Annotated in this window: 15 protein-coding genes; 6 read left to right on the top strand and 9 right to left on the bottom strand. The window is 71.6% G+C overall.

Annotated elements, in window-relative coordinates; genetic code table 11:
- Nucleotides 1–15: 15 nt before the first annotated feature.
- On the bottom strand, nt 16–1,347 hold the full coding sequence (locus BGO45_RS03465; protein WP_292690956.1) for a serine hydrolase: 1,332 nt from the start codon (nt 1,345–1,347) through the stop codon (nt 16–18).
- 144 nt (nt 1,348–1,491) lie between these two features.
- On the opposite strand from BGO45_RS03465, the gene BGO45_RS03460 reads away from it, so the two are divergent.
- Both BGO45_RS03460 and BGO45_RS03455 read left to right on the top strand, forming a co-directional pair.
- Nucleotides 1,492–1,662, top strand: coding sequence for a CsbD family protein (locus BGO45_RS03460; protein WP_076490091.1), 171 nt, complete (start codon nt 1,492–1,494; stop codon nt 1,660–1,662).
- A gap of 77 nt (nt 1,663–1,739) precedes the next feature.
- Entirely contained in the window at nt 1,740–2,705 is a 966-nt protein-coding gene (locus BGO45_RS03455) for an aldose 1-epimerase family protein (protein WP_292690955.1), read from the top strand.
- 54 nt (nt 2,706–2,759) lie between these two features.
- Here the strand turns inward: BGO45_RS03455 and BGO45_RS03450 are convergent, their stop codons facing one another.
- Nucleotides 2,760–3,167, bottom strand: a complete 408-nt coding sequence (locus BGO45_RS03450; protein ID WP_292690954.1) for a glucose-6-phosphate dehydrogenase — start codon at nt 3,165–3,167, stop codon at nt 2,760–2,762.
- 174 nt (nt 3,168–3,341) lie between these two features.
- Here BGO45_RS03450 and BGO45_RS03445 point away from each other — a divergent pair, with 174 nt between their 5' ends.
- Both BGO45_RS03445 and BGO45_RS03440 read left to right on the top strand, forming a co-directional pair.
- Nucleotides 3,342–4,751 carry a flotillin family protein gene (locus BGO45_RS03445; protein WP_292690953.1) on the top strand — a complete coding sequence of 470 codons (1,410 nt, stop codon included), beginning with the start codon at nt 3,342–3,344 and terminating at the stop codon, nt 4,749–4,751.
- A gap of 13 nt (nt 4,752–4,764) precedes the next feature.
- Nucleotides 4,765–5,583 (top strand): DNA-formamidopyrimidine glycosylase family protein, encoded by an 819-nt coding sequence (locus BGO45_RS03440; RefSeq protein ID WP_292690952.1) that lies wholly within the window; start codon nt 4,765–4,767, stop codon nt 5,581–5,583.
- A 60-nt stretch (nt 5,584–5,643) separates the two neighbouring features.
- On the opposite strand, the gene BGO45_RS03435 is transcribed toward BGO45_RS03440, so the two are convergent.
- A complete protein-coding gene (locus BGO45_RS03435; protein WP_292690951.1) occupies nt 5,644–6,183 on the bottom strand; it encodes a type 1 glutamine amidotransferase domain-containing protein in 540 nt (179 codons plus the stop codon).
- A gap of 150 nt (nt 6,184–6,333) precedes the next feature.
- Here BGO45_RS03435 and BGO45_RS03430 point away from each other — a divergent pair, with 150 nt between their 5' ends.
- A complete protein-coding gene (locus BGO45_RS03430) occupies nt 6,334–6,465 on the top strand; it encodes a hypothetical protein (RefSeq protein WP_272918309.1) in 132 nt (43 codons plus the stop codon).
- Between the two features lie 37 nt (nt 6,466–6,502).
- Here the strand turns inward: BGO45_RS03430 and BGO45_RS03425 are convergent, their stop codons facing one another.
- Nucleotides 6,503–7,993, bottom strand: a complete 1,491-nt coding sequence (locus BGO45_RS03425) for an MDR family MFS transporter (RefSeq protein ID WP_292690950.1) — start codon at nt 7,991–7,993, stop codon at nt 6,503–6,505.
- Between the two features lie 200 nt (nt 7,994–8,193).
- On the opposite strand from BGO45_RS03425, the gene BGO45_RS03420 reads away from it, so the two are divergent.
- Nucleotides 8,194–10,131, top strand: coding sequence for an ABC transporter ATP-binding protein (locus tag BGO45_RS03420; protein WP_292692839.1), 1,938 nt, complete (start codon nt 8,194–8,196; stop codon nt 10,129–10,131).
- Nucleotides 10,132–10,227: 96 nt separating this feature from the next.
- Here BGO45_RS03420 and BGO45_RS03415 read toward each other — a convergent pair whose 3' ends face one another.
- Genes BGO45_RS03415 through nadA form a run of 5 tightly spaced genes read right to left on the bottom strand, consistent with a single transcriptional unit; the run spans nt 10,228 to nt 15,932 of the window.
- Nucleotides 10,228–11,124 (bottom strand): glycosyltransferase family A protein, encoded by an 897-nt coding sequence (locus tag BGO45_RS03415; RefSeq protein ID WP_292690949.1) that lies wholly within the window; start codon nt 11,122–11,124, stop codon nt 10,228–10,230.
- The gene (locus BGO45_RS03410; protein ID WP_292690948.1) at nt 11,121–12,251 is read right to left on the bottom strand and encodes a cysteine desulfurase family protein; all 1,131 of its coding nucleotides are present in this window, start codon (nt 12,249–12,251) and stop codon (nt 11,121–11,123) included. Before BGO45_RS03410 ends, BGO45_RS03415 begins: the two co-directional genes overlap by 4 nt.
- Nucleotides 12,248–13,105, bottom strand: coding sequence for a carboxylating nicotinate-nucleotide diphosphorylase (nadC, locus tag BGO45_RS03405; protein WP_076490099.1), 858 nt, complete (start codon nt 13,103–13,105; stop codon nt 12,248–12,250). Before nadC ends, BGO45_RS03410 begins: the two co-directional genes overlap by 4 nt.
- Nucleotides 13,099–14,604 carry an L-aspartate oxidase gene (gene nadB / locus BGO45_RS03400; RefSeq protein WP_292690947.1) on the bottom strand — a complete coding sequence of 502 codons (1,506 nt, stop codon included), beginning with the start codon at nt 14,602–14,604 and terminating at the stop codon, nt 13,099–13,101. The genes nadC and nadB overlap by 7 nt, the downstream gene beginning before the upstream one ends.
- Entirely contained in the window at nt 14,601–15,932 is a 1,332-nt protein-coding gene (nadA, locus tag BGO45_RS03395) for a quinolinate synthase NadA (protein WP_292690946.1), read from the bottom strand. Before nadA ends, nadB begins: the two co-directional genes overlap by 4 nt.
- Nucleotides 15,933–15,942: the final 10 nt, after the last annotated feature.

The raw sequence follows: 15,942 nt of genomic DNA, 5'->3' as shown, positions 1-15,942 counted from the left end.
GCCCTCGCGCGCTGATCAGCCCCCGAGCTGTCCCGGATGGGTGAGCCGCCACCACAGCGTGGGAGGTTCCAGATTCCCCACGATCTTCAGGTCCGAGGACGCGGTGTGCGGGCCCGCGGTCCAGGTGACGGTTCCGACCGTCTCGCCGTCGGCCCAGGTCTGCGGGGTCACGATCGCGACGGAGGGGGTGACCGGTGTGTCGGACCAGGTCCGGATCGCCACAGTGCCGGTGAGGACGACACGCGCCTCCGCGCCCCACGCGGTCGTGATGGTGCCGAGGTCCTCACCGGGGGACGCGACCGGGACGTCGTGGAACCCGTCCTGCACGCTCTTCAAGAACGCCGCGACGTCCTGATCCGTCGAGTCGTGCGTCTCGCCGCCGAGCCGCACCCCGGTGATCTGCAGCGGTGCCTCCACCCCCACGTCGAGCAGCGAGCTGAACAGCAGGTTGAACGTGCCCTCACCGAGGTTGCCGGTCTTGAGGCCGCGCACTCCGGCGGTGCCTAGGAGGTCGTTCGTGTTCGTCACGAAGCCCGGTCCGTCCGGCAACGAGATCGAGGGGAGCGCCACGATCGCGGCCAGCGCGGCGTGGGACTCGGCGATCTTGCCGAGCGCGACGAGATCGCGCGGCGTCGACGTGTTGCGATCGTCGAGGCCCGTGGCATCCACGATCCGGGTCGAGGTGAGGCCGTTCGCCTCCAGCCACGCGTTCGCCGCGTCGACGTAGGCGCCCTCGGAGCCGTAGCCCCAGCGCGCGAGGGCGACGGCATAGTTGCTCGCCGAGGGGAGCAGCATCGTGGCGAGCGCGTCGTGGAGGGACAGCGTCGTCCGATCGGGCATCTTCGCGATCGTCGCTCCCCTCACGTAGAACTCGTCGTAGAGGTCGGTGTCCGCCTCCGTGAACGCCACGGTCGGCCCCGGGTCGTTCGGTCCGTCGAGGGGATGCCGGTCCAAGACGACGAGAGCGGTGATGAGCTTCGCGACGCTGGCGATGGGTCGTGGGTCGTCGCCTCCGGCGGCGGCCCAGGCGCCATCGTCGTCCGCGCCGAGGTACTGCTCGCCGCCGACCACGCTCACGCGCATCGCCCCCGTCGAGGGCAGGCGGACGGCCGCGGCCGCGCCTGCGGTGACCGGGGGTGGCTGGGTCGCCAACGTGGGGGCGGGCAGGGGCGCCGCGGATGCCCACCACACGTAACCCCCGGTGCCGAGAGCGGCGACGAGCATCGTGATGAGCACGACGAGGAGCGCGATCCGACCTGCCCGCCCGGATCCGGATGCCGCCGGCGCGTCGTCCAGGAGATCGGCGAATCGACTCAGTTCGTCGACGCGTTCCGGTGGCTGCCCCATCTGTACCCCCCCCGCGTCGAACCTAACCCGTCGGGCTCGCTTCCCCACAACGTGCGGAATATCAACCCCCCGGATCGACCCAGGGGACGCGCCTAGCGTGGCGTCATTCCGGTACTACCGGCCCACCGAGCGGAAGGAGTCGACATGGGACTCGACGACAAGATCAAGAACGCCGCAGAAGACGTCGCCGGCAAGGCGAAGGAAGCCTGGGGCAAGACCACCGACAACGAGCGCCTCGAGGCGGAGGGCAAGGCCGAGCAGACCGAAGCCCACGTCAAGAAGGCCGGAGAGAACGTCAAGGACGCCTTCAAATAAACCGTCCTGCGAACGCCCCGACCCTTCCGGTCGGGGCGTTCGTCGTTTCCGTGCTCCGAGATCGGGATAATGGCCGGATGACCGATGTCGCCGTGTCCGTGACCACCGCCGTGTCCGGAACCCCCGTCGTCCTCCGCGCCCACGGCTACGAAGCCGCGATCGCGAGCGTGGGCGCTTCCCTCCGTTCCCTGACCCATGAGGGGCGCGACCTCGTCGTGCCGTTCGCGACCGACGAAGTACGTCCCGCCTTCCGCGGTGCGACTCTCGCGCCCTGGCCCAACCGCGTCGTCGACGGTGTCTACCGTTTCGGTGGCGAGGAGCACCGTCTCGCCCTCACCGAACCGAACCGCGGGCACGCTCTGCACGGTCTGCTCGGCTGGGCGGACTGGTCGGTCGTGCAGGTCGACGAGGCGTCGGTCACGCTGAGCGCGACCGTTCCCGCACAGGTCGGCTACCCCTGGTGGGTCGAGGTGTCGACGACCTACCGGCTGAACGCCGACGGTCTGACGCAGACGGTCCGTGCGACCAATCTCTCGGACACCCCGGCTCCGTGGGGGACCGGCCCGCACCCCTACCTCGTCGCGGGTTCCGGTGCCCTGGACTCGTGGGCCCTCCACCTCCCGGCCGGCACCGTGCTCGAGGTCACGCCGGACCGCCTCGCCCCCGTGGCCGTGGCGTCCGTCACCGTCGACGCCGAGCGCTTCGACTTCCGCGAGACCCGCGTTCTCGGTGCCGTCGAGATCGACCACGCCTACACCGACCTGATCCGGGATGCCGACGGCCGGGCGACGGTCACGCTCAGCGACCCGTCCGGGACCGGCGTGGCGATGACGTGGGACGCGGGCTGCCCGTGGGTCCAGATCCACACCGCCGATCTGCCGGCCGGGCCCGGAACCCCCGGCCACCGTGCCGGACTCGCCGTCGAGCCCATGACGTGCGCGCCCGACGCGTTCAACGACGATGCCTACGCCTTCGCCACCGGCCTCATCGCCGTCGCCCCGGGCGACAGCCACGAGGTCGGCTGGACGATCTCCGCGCGCTGAGAGGAAACGACGCCGCCCCGGTCTCGCGACCGGGGCGGCGTCGTTCTGCGCGGATCAGACGACCTGCGCGCCGCACATGCCGCAGTCGCCGCCGGCCGAGACCTCGACGAAGCAGTCGGGGCACATCGCTCGCGTGGGGCGGTCGGTGACCGGGGTGGCCTTCGGCGAGGAGGGGCGTCGCTCGGCCCGTGGGGCCGACGCGCGCGTCTTCTTCAGCTCGATCGGAGCCGCCGGCGCGGGCGCGGGCGCCGGCTTGTGCGCGTCGCAGTAGAAACGGACGAACCCGCCGTGGTGCTTCGGATGGCGGTGCTTGACCGCCCACAGCTCGGTGCGCTCGAGCAGCTCACCGTCGGCTCCGCACCCGACGCAGCGGGTGGGCTCACCGGGGACGACATCGGCGACGACGACGGGGACGTCGAAGGCGATGGCATCCCGCCAATCCGCGGACGAGACGATCTTCATGGGGGACCCTTCTTCGGCGGTTCGGGCCGCCTCACTCTCAACGGTACGCGCCCTCGGGGGCATGCGGGGACGACCGTCGTGTGCACAGGGGGTGGACAGCGTCGGAGAGCCCCCCGATAGGTTGGAGGGAATTCCCCCCGCGTCGCCTCGGGCGGCGCCCATCGAAGGAGAAGTATGGAAATCGCCGCCCTCGGGGCGATCGGTCTCGTCGTCGTCATCGCGCTCGTCGTCGTCATCGTCGTCATCCTGATCATCGCCGGGCTCATTCGCGGGTGGTACCGCGTCGCCAAGGCGGACGAAGCCCTGGTCATCGTCGGTAAGCGCCAGAGGGCCGCCGACGGCAACTCCTCGCGCATCACCGTCATCACCGGTGGCGGCGCGATCGTGAACCCCCTGACCCAGCGCGGCGAGATGATCTCGCTGCGCGCGCGCCAGATCAAGATGGAGCCGACGGCGCAGTCGTCGAACGGCGTCACGGTGAACGTCAGCGGCGTCGCCCTGGTGAAGATCGGTTCCGACCCGGAATCGGTGCGCCGCGCGGCCGAGCGCTTCGCGTCGCAGGACAAGGCGATCGAGCAGTTCACGACCGAGCAGCTCGAGGGCGCCCTGCGCGGCGTCGTCGCGACGCTGACGGTCGAGGAGCTCATGCGCGACCGGCAGCGTCTCTCGGACCAGATCGCCGAGGGCATCAAGGCCGACCTGTCGTCGCAGGGACTGATCCTCGACTCGTTCCAGATCCAGGGCGTCACCGACGGCAACGGCTACATCGCGGCCCTCGGCGCCACCGAGGTCGAGCGCGTCAAGCGCGAGGCCGAGGTCGCCCGCATCAACGCGGTGCGCGAGATCCGTGCGCGGCAGATCGCCACCGATGAGGCGAACCTCATCGAGCAGACCGCGCTCGACAAGAACAGCGCCGCGGCGAAGGCCGAGGTCGGACGGGCGAACGCCGAAGCCGAGCAGGCCGAGGCGCTGACGCGCGCCGAGCGCCGCCAGGCGGTGCTGCAGCAGGAGGCGCAGAACACCCAGGCGCGCCTGGAATCCGAGGTCGCCCGCGTCGCCGACGCCGACCTGTACCAGCGACAGAAGGAAGCCGACGCCGAGGCGTACGCCCAGATCAAGGCCGCCGAAGCGCGGGCGCAGATCGCCGAGCAGGAGGCGGCCGCCGTCCGCGTCCGCGCCGAAGCCGACGCGCAGTCCGTGCGTCTGGCCGGTGAGGCCCGGGCCGAGGCGATCCGCGCGGAGGCGGAAGCGCTCTCGCACAACCAGGAGGCCCTGCTCGCGCAGCGCGCGCTCGAGGCCCTCGTCCCGATGATGGCCGAGTTCGCGAAGGGCTACGACCGCGTCGGCAACGTCACGGTGCTCGGCGGCGAAGGGGCCAGCGGCCACCTCGCCGCGGAGTCTGCGGCGGGCCTCCGCTCGTCGTTCGAGGCGGTGCGCGCGGCGACCGGAATCGACCTGACCGCGATCATCCAGGGGCGCGCCGTGGCCGACGCCTTCGCCGACGCGTCGCGGCGGCCGGTCGAGCCGGAGCCGGCTCCGCCGGCCCCGGCGACGGCACCGACCGCATCCGAGCCGGGAGCCTGAGGGGCGCACGACCGTGCCCGAGGCTCCCGAGGTCGAGGCGCTCACGCTGTTCCTGCGTGAGCGCCTCACCGGACGTGTCGTCGTCGCCGCGGAGCTGGCGGAGTTCCGCGCGCTGAAGACGCGGGCCCGCCCCCTCGAGCAGCTTGTCGGTCGGTCGGTGACCGGTGTCTCCCGCTACGGGAAGCACATCGACGTCGATCTGGACGGAGCCCACCTCGCGATCGGATTCGGTCGCGCCGGCTGGGCGACGTGGAGCGAGGGCGACGTGGCATCCGCTCCGCCCGAAGGGGCGGCCCTGATCGCGAGCGTGACCTTCGACGACGGTGTGCTCGGCATCATCGACGCGGGCGGCTGGCTGTCCGTGCAGCTGCATGTCGTCGCCGATCCGCTCGACGTGCCCGCCGTGGCCAAGCTCGGACCGGATGCCGCCGACCCGGCGTTCTCGCGGGAGGACCTCGCCCACGCACTCGGGACGCGCCGGAAACAGCTGAAGGCGCTGCTGCAGGAGCAGGAGTCCCTCGCGGGCATCGGCAACGCCTACTCGGACGAGATCCTCTTCGTCGCCCGGCTCTCGCCCTCGGCGCACGCCGCGTCCCTCAGCGAAGACGAAGTGACCCGTCTGCACGCGGCGCTGCGCGAGGTGCTCGACGAGGCGGTCACCGCTCGGCGGAACGTGCCGATCGCGCAGCAGAAGGCGGCGAAGGTCGCCGCGATGCGCGTGCACGGCCGTACCGGCGAGCCCTGCCCGGACGGCGACGGAGTGATCGAGGACATCCCCGGCACACACGGCGGTGGCCAGTGGTGCCCGTCGTGTCAGGCATCACCGGCCTGAACGGAGCGGGGCCCCCGGGCCGCAGCCCGAGACCCCACGAGAGTGCGACGTTCAGGCCGTCTAGCCGGCGTGCTTCCCCTCGGCGACCTCTTCGATCAGCTTCGCGTTGAACGCGGGCAGGTCGTCGGGGTTGCGGCTCGAGACGAGGCCCTGGTCGACGTGGACCTCTTCGTCGACCCACGTGGCTCCGGCGTTGCGCAGGTCCGTCTGCAGCGTCGGGTAGCTGGTGAGCGTGCGGCCCGGGAGAACGTCGGCCTCGGTGAGGATCCATCCGCCGTGGCAGATGACGGCGACCGGCTTGTGCTGGTCGAAGAACGCACGGGTGAAATGCACGGCGTCCTTCACGATGCGGATGTCGTCCGCGTTCTGCACGCCGCCGGGGAGGACCAGCGCGTCGAAGTCGTCGGCCGTGGCGGATCCGACGGGCAGGTCGATCTTCTGCTCGTGGCCCTTCTCGCCCGTGACCGTGCCTTCGGCGGGGGACACGAGCACCGCCTCGGCACCGGCGGACGTGACCGCGTCCCACGGACTCGTGAGCTCGCTGTCTTCGAAACCGTCGGTGAGCAGGAAGGCGATGCGCTTTCCGGTGAGGTCCGTCATGGGGACTCCTCTCGATGGGGGCGGGGATGCCACCACGCTAGGAAGGGTCCTGAGGTCGCGGGCGGGGGTTGCGCATGCCGAGTGCCCGGGCTAGCGGAACGCGGGGGAGACCGCGGCCCGTTCGGGCGCGCGCGGGCGTAGCATGGAGGGATGTCCGGTGAGACCACCCCTGAAACCGAGACGCCGTCGAAGCCGCTGATCGCGTTGCTGACGCCCCCGGCCGACGACGACGCCCCCGCTGCCTCCCGCTGCTGCGGCGGCGGTTCCTGCTCGCTGAACTGACCGCGGCCCCGACGGGACGTGGAGTCCCCGGCGCCGATCAGTGCGCCGGCATCGGAGCCCCGTCGATCTGATCGGCGGGCTTGCGGATCAGAAACGCGCCGACGATGAGCGGCAGCGAGACGATCGCCGCGACCATGAACGCCGTCCGAGCGCCCGCAGCGTCACCCTCGACCCCGCCGCCGGCTGCGGTCGAGACGCTCGACATCAGTGTGACGAGCAGTGCGATGCCCGCTGCGCCCGCGACCTGCTGAACGGTGCCGACGACCGCGGAACCGTACGAGTAGAAGCGAGGCTCGAGCGAGCCGAGGGATGCCGTGAACAGCGGCGTGAACGACAGGGCGAGCCCGATCGACAGCACGGTCTGCGCCACGACGAGCAGCACGAACGACGTGTCGGTGCCCACGGTCGCGTAGAACCACAGCACGACGCTCGTGATGACCGCGCCGGGGATCAGCAGGATCTGCGTGCCGCGGCGGTCGTAGATGCGGCCGATGAGCGGACCCGCGAGGCCCATCGCGAGAGACCCGGGCAGAACCGCGAGGCCCGTCTCGAGCGCGGTGCGGCCGAGGACGTTCTGCAGGTAGAGCGGTACGAGCGTGATCGCCCCGAAGAACGCGAGTGACATCACCCCGAGCTGCACGACCGAGAGCGTGAAGTTGAGCGAGCGGAACACGCGCAGATCGAGCAGTGCGGCATCCGTGCGCTGCAGGCGCACCTGCCGCCATCCGAACAGCGCCAGGGCGACGACGCCGATGGCGAACGAGGCGACGAGCGTCACCGTCGCGGTGGCACCGGCACCGCCGGCATCCGTCGAACCGCCGTGGCCGCCGCCGATCTGGCTGAGGCCGAAGACCACGCCGCCGAAACCGAGCGCCGAAAGGACGACCGAGAGGACGTCGATCGGAGCCTCTCGGGTCTCGCCGAGGTTCCGGATCCAGCGGGCACCGACGAAGAGCGAGATCAGGGCGATGGGGAGGACGATCCCGAAGATCCAGTGCCAGCCCAGCGAGTCGAGGACGACGCCCGACATGGTCGGGCCTATCGCCGGAGCGAGCGCCATCACGATGCTGACACGGCCCATCATGCGCCCGCGGTGCTGCGGCGGGACGATCGTCATGAGGGTCGTCATGAGCAGCGGCATCATCATCGCCGTGCCCGACGCCTGGATGACCCGCGCGGTGACGAGCAGTTCGAACCCCGGGGAGAGGAACGCCACGAGCGTGCCGAGCGAGAAGAGCGTCATCGCCGTGATGAAGATCTGGCGCGTGGTGTAGCGCTGGAGCAGGAAGCCGGTGACGGGGATGACCACCGCCATCGTCAGCATGAACGCCGTCGTCAACCACTGGGCCGCGACCGCCGTGATGCTGAGGTCGCGGATGAGGTGCGGAATCGCCACGTTCATCGTGGTCTCGTTGAGGATCGCCACGAACGCCGCCACGAGCAGCAGCCAGATGACGCGGTTCTGTTCGGAGGTCACTCCCGACGCGGTCGTCGGGGCAGCGGTGGGGGTTCCGGTGGTGGCGGCCATGGCGAGATCCAATCCAGGGAGGGCGTCGTGGCGTCACGGAAGGCGACGGACGTGCGGAGAAACCGCCGAGCGCGGCCTCGTATTCCCGGTCGGTCGGCGGGGCGGGTCTCGAGCGGTGTGGGGGGAGTCTATCGAGGACCTGGGACATCGGCTCATGCGTCCGGGTGTCCGTGGGCGGACGTAGGCTGACGCGCATGAGCATGGGCGGCATGGGCGGAGGAATGTTCCGCGGTGTGTACGCGGAGACGCAGCGGCAGCGGAACGCCGAGGCGCCCCGCGTACCCGATCTCGGACGCCGGGTGGCCTCCCTGTTCCGCCCCTACCGCCGCCGCATCGCCGTGACGGTGATCCTCGTCGTGCTCGGCGCCGCCGTGGCCGTCATCCCTCCGCTGCTGGTGCAGCGCATCTTCGACGACGCGCTGTTCCCCGTCGACGGCTCACCCGTTGACCTTGGGCTCCTCGCCGTCCTCGTCGCGGCGATGATCGGCCTCTTCCTCCTCTCGGGCGGCCTCGGGGTCGCGCAGACGTGGTTCACCGCGACGGTCGGCAACCGGGTCACGGGCGATCTGCGCGTGCGACTGTTCGACCATCTCCAGGCCATGGAGCTCGGTTTCTTCACGCGGACCAAGACCGGTGTCATCCAGTCGCGTCTGCAGAACGATGTCGGGGGCGTGTCCGGTGTGCTCACCAACACCGTCACCAGCATCCTCGGCAACTCGGTGACGGTGGTGGCCTCGCTCGTGGCGATGATCCTCATCGACTGGCGCCTGACGCTGATCGCCGTGGTCATCATGCCCGTCCTGGTCCTCGTGCAGCGCCGCGTCGGACAGGTGCGGGCGCGGATCGCCGCCCAGACGCAGGAGTCGCTCTCCGAGCTGTCGGCGATCACGCAGGAGACCCTGAGCGTGTCCGGCATCCTGCTGTCGAAGTCGTTCAACCGGCAGCGCACCGAGTCGGCCCGGTACGACGCCGAGAACGCCAACCAGGTCCGCCTCCAGGTGCGTCAGGCGATGAGCGGACAGCGGTTCTTCGCGGTCGTCCAGGTGATCATGGCGAGCGTCCCCGCGATCATCTACCTCGTCGCGGGGATCCTGGTGGGCGCCGGCGCGGGCACGCTCACGGCGGGAACGATCGTCGCCTTCACGACCGTGCAGGCGAGATTGCTGATGCCGCTGATGGGGCTCATGCGCGTCGCCCTCGATGTGCAGACCTCGTCGGCGCTGTTCGCGCGCATCTTCGAGTACCTCGATCTGAAGCCCGCGATCGCCGACGCGCCGGGCGCCATCCCAGTGTCGGCGGCGCCCGGTCCCGTCGGTCGCATCGAGTTCCGCGACGTCGTGTTCCGTTACCCCGATGCGCCGGAGCAGGCGCGCCCCACCCTCGGCGGCGTCTCGTTCGTCGTGGAGCCGGGTCAGCACGTCGCGTTCGTCGGCCCGTCGGGTGCGGGCAAGACGACCATCCTCTACCTCACGCCGCGCATGTACGAGGCGAGCGGGGGAGCGGTGATGTTCTCGGGGGCCGATGTCCGCTCGCTCGAACGCGCGTCGATCATCGACGACATCGGCATCGTCTCGCAGGAGACGTACCTCTTCCACGCCTCGGTCCGCGAGAACCTGCGGTACGCGAAGCCCGAGGCCACGGATGCCGACATCGAGGCGGCGTGCCGCGCGGCGAACATCCACCACGTCATCGCCGGATTCGAGGACGGGTACGACACGATCGTGGGCGAGCGCGGCTATCGCCTCTCGGGCGGCGAGAAGCAGCGCATCGCGATCGCCCGTGTGCTGCTGAAAGACCCGCCGGTGCTGCTGCTCGATGAGGCGACGAGCGCCCTGGACACCGTGTCGGAGCGCATCGTCCAGGAGGCCCTGGAAACCGCCGCACACGGGCGCACCACGCTGTCGATCGCGCACCGCCTGTCGACGGTCATCGGCGCCGACCGGATCCACGTCGTGGACGCCGGACGCATTGTCGAGTCGGGCACCCACGCCGAACTCCTCGCCGCCGGAGGGCTCTACGCCGGACTCGCCGCCGAGCAGCTGGCCGCGTCGTTCGTGCTCACGGAGGAGGAGCGCGACAGCGTCGATCTCGCGCGTCCCGCCCTGGCCTCCCGCCGCGGCGACCGGCCGCCGGAGTAGGTCGGCGGCGCGGCCGCTGCCGAGTGTCCAGAACACGCCGTCAGCGCTGCACTCGATGCGGCGTGTCGTGGACACCCGCGGGGTGCCGGGCGTCGGCTACTCCGGCAGCGTCTCGAGGAACGCCTCGAGCGCGATCCGGTATACCGGGTCCGGATGCGTTTCGGCGATCCGCACCAGCGGCGGGAGGTCGAGGCTGCGGATGAGGCGCCCGCGCTCGACGACGGCGTCCTCGGCGCCGGCCGCCCGGAGGACGACGATGCCCTCGCCGAGCGCCTCCAGGTAGTCGCGCAGCACGTCGACCTCGCTCAGGCGCTGCGTGATGGAACTGCGGTCCCGGCGCTCCCGCCACTCGATCACGACGTCGGGGACGACGTCGAACGCCGTCGCGAGGGTGTACATGCGTTGCGCGACGACCTGGTCCTCGTAGTACCGGCCCTCGGGGAAGCGCAGCGCGTGGGCGTGCCAGAAGTCGGTGCGGCTCAGCTTGGACCACGCCACGATGTTCCCGGATGCCGCGGGGTGCTGCGCGAGCGTCGTTCCCTCGCGGGCGGGATCGGTGGCCGCCGCCACCCACGGTTGCACGTCGCCCGCGGTGTAGCCCGGGCCGTCGGCATCCGGCCGCAGTCGGACGTAGGCGCCCACGACGAAGTCGCTGCCCGTCGTCTCCAGCGTCTGCCGGAGCCGCTCGAGCGCGTGCGGGCGGAGGCGGTCGTCGGCGTCGAGGAACGCGGTGTAGGGCGTGTCGACGAGGTCGAGGCCGCTGTTGCGGGCGGCGCCGAGCCCGCGCGGTTCGTCGTGTTCGACGAGCACGAAGCGGGGGTCGGCCGCGGCCGCGTCGGCGAACAGCCGGCGGGTGTCGTCCGTGGAGCCGTCGTCGACGAGGACGGCTCTCCAGCTGTCGAGGGTCTGCGTCTGCAGCGATCGCAGGGCTTCACCGGCGAACGCGGCCACATCGCGGCCGGGGACGATCACGGTGATCGCGGGGGAACTCACCCGCGTGATCCTACGGCGGTCACCGCCTCGGCGACGGCGGTTGCCACGGCGTCGAGATTCTGCGTCATGCGGTGCGGGAAGGTGAACCGCACGGCGGTGCGGGCGTCGTCGGGGTCGACACCCAGGGCGAGCAGGACGTGCGACGCCTCTTCGCTGCCCGCGGCACACGCCGAGCCGCTCGACGACACGATCCCCCGGCGCTCGAGCTCGAGCAGCACGGTCTCCCCGTTCACGCCGGGGAACACGAAGCTGGCCGTGGCGGGGAGACGCCGTTCCGGGTGGCCGGTGAGACGTGCCCCGGGCACGCCCGCGAGCACTCCGGCGATGAACGCGTCGCGATACCGGGCCGCCGCGGCGGCGTCCGCCGCCCGTTCGGCTTCGGCCAGCGCCAGTGCGGTCGCGACGGCCACAGCGCCGGCGACGTCGGGGGTCCCCGATCTCCGGCCGCGCTCCTGACCGCCCCCGTGCAGCAACGGCTCGAGGGGGAGTCGCCCGCGGACCGCGAGGATGCCGGTGCCCTTCGGCGCGCCGACCTTGTGTCCCGCGATGGTGATCGCGTCCGCGCCGAGCCCCGCGAGGGGCAGCCATCCGGCCGCTTGGACGGCGTCGAGGTGCAGCGGAACCCCCCGGGCGTGGGCGACGGCGGCGAGGGCGGCGGCATCCTGGACGGTCCCGACCTCGTTGTTGGCGTATCCGACGCTCACCAGCGCCGTGTCGTCGCGGAGTGCGTCGGCGAGGGCGCCGGGCGAGAGCGTGCCGGTCCCGTCGACGGGCGCATACGTGACGTCCACGCCGTGCAGACGCGCCAGGTAGTCGGCCGAGGCGAGCACCGACTCGTGCTCGATCGCCGTCGTGACGAGGTGCTTCTTCCCGGAGCCGAGCACGAGCCCCTTGATCGCGGTGTTGTTCGACTCGGTGCCGCCCGAGGTGAACACGATGTCACCCGACCGCATCCCGAGGATCGCCGCCACGCGCGCGCGGGCGGCCTCGAGAGCGGATGCCGCGGCCTCACCGACCTCGTGGTGGCTCGACGGGTTGCCGAACCACCGGGTGAGGTACGGCGCCATCGCCTCGACGACCTCGGGGCGGACCGGGGTCGTCGCGGCGTTGTCGAGGTAGAGGTTCACGCCGTGCGGATGCGGATGTCGAGGCCGAGGTCGAGAGCAGGCGCGGAGTGGGTGAGCGCCCCGACGGAGATGACGTCGACGCCGGTCTCGGCGATCGCGCGCACCGTGTCGAGGGTCACCCCGCCGGATGCCTCGACGACGACGCTCCCCGCGATCTTCTCGACGCCGGCACGCAGGTCGTCGAGCGAGAAGTTGTCGAGCATGATCGTGTCGACCCCCGCGGCCAGGACGGCGTCGATCTGATCCAGACGGTCGACCTCGACCTCGACGTGCGTGGTGTGCGGGAGTCTCGCGATCGCGCTTTCGAGCGCCTGGGTGAGCGGCAGGCCGCTGGCGGCGAGCACCGCGAGGTGGTTGTCCTTCGCCATCACGGCATCCGACAGCGAGAAACGGTGGTTGTGTCCACCGCCGTCCCGCACGGCCTGCCGTTCGATCGCGCGCAGCCCCGGCGTGGTCTTGCGGGTGTCCACGATCCGCGCCCCCGTGTGGGCGACGGCGGCGACGTACCTGCTCGTGAGCGTGGCGATGCCCGACATGCGCTGCACGAAGTTGAGTCCGATCCGCTCGGCGGTCAGCACCGCCCGCGCGGGGCCGGTCACCACCGCGAGCACTTCGCCGGGGACGAACTCGACGCCGTCGGCGACACGGATGTCGACGTCGATCGTCGGATCGGTCAGCGTGAACGCCGCCCGGAACACGGCGGCTCCGCTGAAGACGCCGATCTCACGGGCGATGAGCTCGGCGCGGGCGGTCGCGTCCGCGGGGATGAGGGTCTCGCTGGTGAGATCGCCCCAGGGGGCGTCTTCCTCCAGCGCGGCGGTGACGACGCGGTCGATGGTGGCACGGGTCAGCATGCGAGGGCCTCCGGAGCGGGAAGGGATGCCACGGCGGGGGAGTCGTCGGAGCGGAAGTGGGCGCCGACCGAGTCGGTGCGCGCGAGGGATGCGGCGACGACGTGCTGCGCGACGAGCAGCAGTGCTGCGTCCTCGACGGGTCGGGGCCGTGGATCGGCGGCCCAGGCGGCGAGGACGCCGGCCGCGCGTCGGAGTCCGGCCTCGTCGCGGACCAGTCCGGCGTGCTCCCACATGAGCTCCTGCAGCGCGGTGCGGGAGAATGCCGGGGCGTTCGTCGCCGCCGCGACGAGCGGGAGCGGGATCGGCGCGGGTGCCGCGATCCGCGGCCACGCGGTGTCGGTCGCCGCGGCGTCTCCGGCACGGGCGCCGAAGACGGCGCCCTCGAGGAGCGAGTTGGATGCCAGCCGGTTCGCGCCGTGCACACCGGTGCGGGCGGTCTCACCGACCGCGTACAGTCCGGGCACCGTGGTGCGTCCGTCGAGATCGGTGACGACTCCGCCCATGAGGTAGTGCGCCGCGGGGGTGACCGGGATCGGTTCGCGCGACCAGTCGAGGCCGCGGGCGCGGACGGCGGCGTCGATCGTCGGGAACCGCTGCGCGAGGCGTTCGGCCCCGATGGACGTGGCATCCAGTCGCACCGGACGACCGTCCTGCCGGGCCATGGCGTCGGCGTTGGCGCGGGCGACCACGTCGCGCGGCGCCAGCTCGCCGTCGGGGTGGGCGTCGAAGGCGAATCGACGTCCGGCATCGTCGATCAGGGTCGCGCCGTCGCCGCGCACCGCCTCGGAGACGAGGAACGGCGCGCCGACGGCGAGGGCCGTGGGGTGGAACTGCACGAACTCGAGGTCGGCGACGGCCGCCCCCGCGCGCACGGCCGCGGCGATGCCGTCGCCGGTCGCCGAGGCGGGGTTGGTGGTGTGGGCGTACAGCTGGCCGGCGCCGCCCGTCGCCAGGATCACCGCGTCGGCGCGCAGGCGTCGCCGGTGGCCGTCCGTTTCGACGTCGATCCCCACGACGCGGCCGGCCTCGACCACGAGGTCGCGCAGCAGCGTGTGCTCTCGGACGTCCACGGCACTCGCGCGGACAGCGGAGCCGAGCGCCGCCTGGATCGCCGCGCCCGTGGCATCCCCTCCGGCGTGCAGCACCCGTGGGCGGGCGTGGGCCGCTTCGAGACCCCGGGCGAAGTCGCCGTCCGCGGCGCGGTCGAAGGCGACTCCGCGCCGGACGAGCTCGGCGATGCGGTCGGGCCCCTCGGTCACCAGGGTCCGCACGGCCACGGGATCGTTCAGCCCTCCCCCCGCGGTGAGGGTGTCGGCGATGTGCGAGTCGACCGTGTCGTCCTCGGCGGTGACCGCCGCCACCCCGCCCTGCGCCCAGCGGGTGTTGGTGTCGGCCACGGCCCCCTTGGTCACGACGGTGACGTGGCATCCCTTCTCCGCCGCGTGCAGAGCCGCGGTGAGACCGGCGATGCCGCTGCCGACGACGACGACATCGGTCATTTCACGGCGCCGTTCGGCTTGGCCGCGAGCATGCGCTCGAGGGCGAAGGTGGCGGGCTCGGCGACGTCGGCGGGCACCGTGATGCGGTTGACGACGGAGCCGGCGACGAGCGACTCCAGCACCCAGGCGAGGTATCCGGGGTGGATGCGGTACATGGTCGAGCAGGGGCACACGACCGGGTCGAGGCAGAAGATCTCGTGCTGCGGGTACTGGGCGGCCAGGCGCTGCACGAGGTTGATCTCGGTGCCGATCGCGAAAGTGGTGGGTTCCGTGGCCGCGGCGATCGCCTTGCGGATGATGTCGGTGGACCCGGCCTCGTCGGCGGCATCCACCACGTCCATGGGGCATTCGGGGTGGACGATCACGCGGACGCCGGGGTGCTCGGCCCGGGCCTTGTCGATCTGGTCGACACTGAACCGGCGGTGCACCGAGCAGAACCCGTGCCAGAGGATCACGCGGCTGTCCTCGAGCTGCTCCGCTGTGGAGCCGCCGAGCGGACGGCGCGGGTTCCACATCGGCATCTGCTCCAGCGGCACGCCCATCGCCTTCGCGGTGTTGCGGCCGAGGTGCTGGTCGGGGAAGAAGAGCACGCGCCGCCCCCGCGCGAAGGCCCACTCCAGCACGGTGCGCGCGTTGGAGGAGGTGCAGACGATCCCGCCGTGGCGCCCGACGAAGCCCTTGATGGCGGCGCTGGAGTTCATGTACGTGACGGGGATCACGGGCAGCAGGCCCTCGGCATCCGGGGTCTCCAGGTCGCCGAGGACGTCTTCCAGCTGCTCCCAGCACTCCTCGACCTGATCGATGTCGGCCATGTCCGCCATGGAGCACCCGGCGGCCAGGTTCGGCAGGATCACCGCCTGCTCGGGGCGTGAGAGCAGGTCGGCGGTCTCGGCCATGAAGTGCACGCCGCAGAAGACGATCGCCTCGGCCTCGGGGCGGTCCTTCGCCGCGTTGGCGAGCTGGAACGAGTCGCCCACGTAGTCGGCGTGCCGCACGACCTCTTCGCGCTGATAGAAGTGGCCGAGCACGACGACCCGGTCGCCCAGGGTCTGCTTGGCGGCGCGGATGCGCGCGTCGAGCTCGTCGTCGGTCGCCTCGCGGTACTCGCGCGGGAGTTCGCCCTGCCGCGGCGCGCCGGTGGGGATGACGTCGCCCATCGACGAGCCGGGACCGTAGCCGGGCCGCGTGTCGAAGTCCCACGGGCCCACCGCCAGGTCGGTAGTGCAGGTGGCGTCGGTCGACGCGCCCGAGACGATCGCCTGGATGACGTGATCGACGGAGGGGTCGATCTCGGGGCGAGGCTGCAGGGTGAGGGGTGTCGTGCTCATGGGCGGTCCG

Origin of the sequence: Microbacterium sp. 71-36 (assembly GCF_001898305.1) — a bacterium.
Classification (GTDB): domain Bacteria; phylum Actinomycetota; class Actinomycetes; order Actinomycetales; family Microbacteriaceae; genus Microbacterium.
This window is presented reverse-complemented; position numbering and strand designations above follow the sequence as displayed.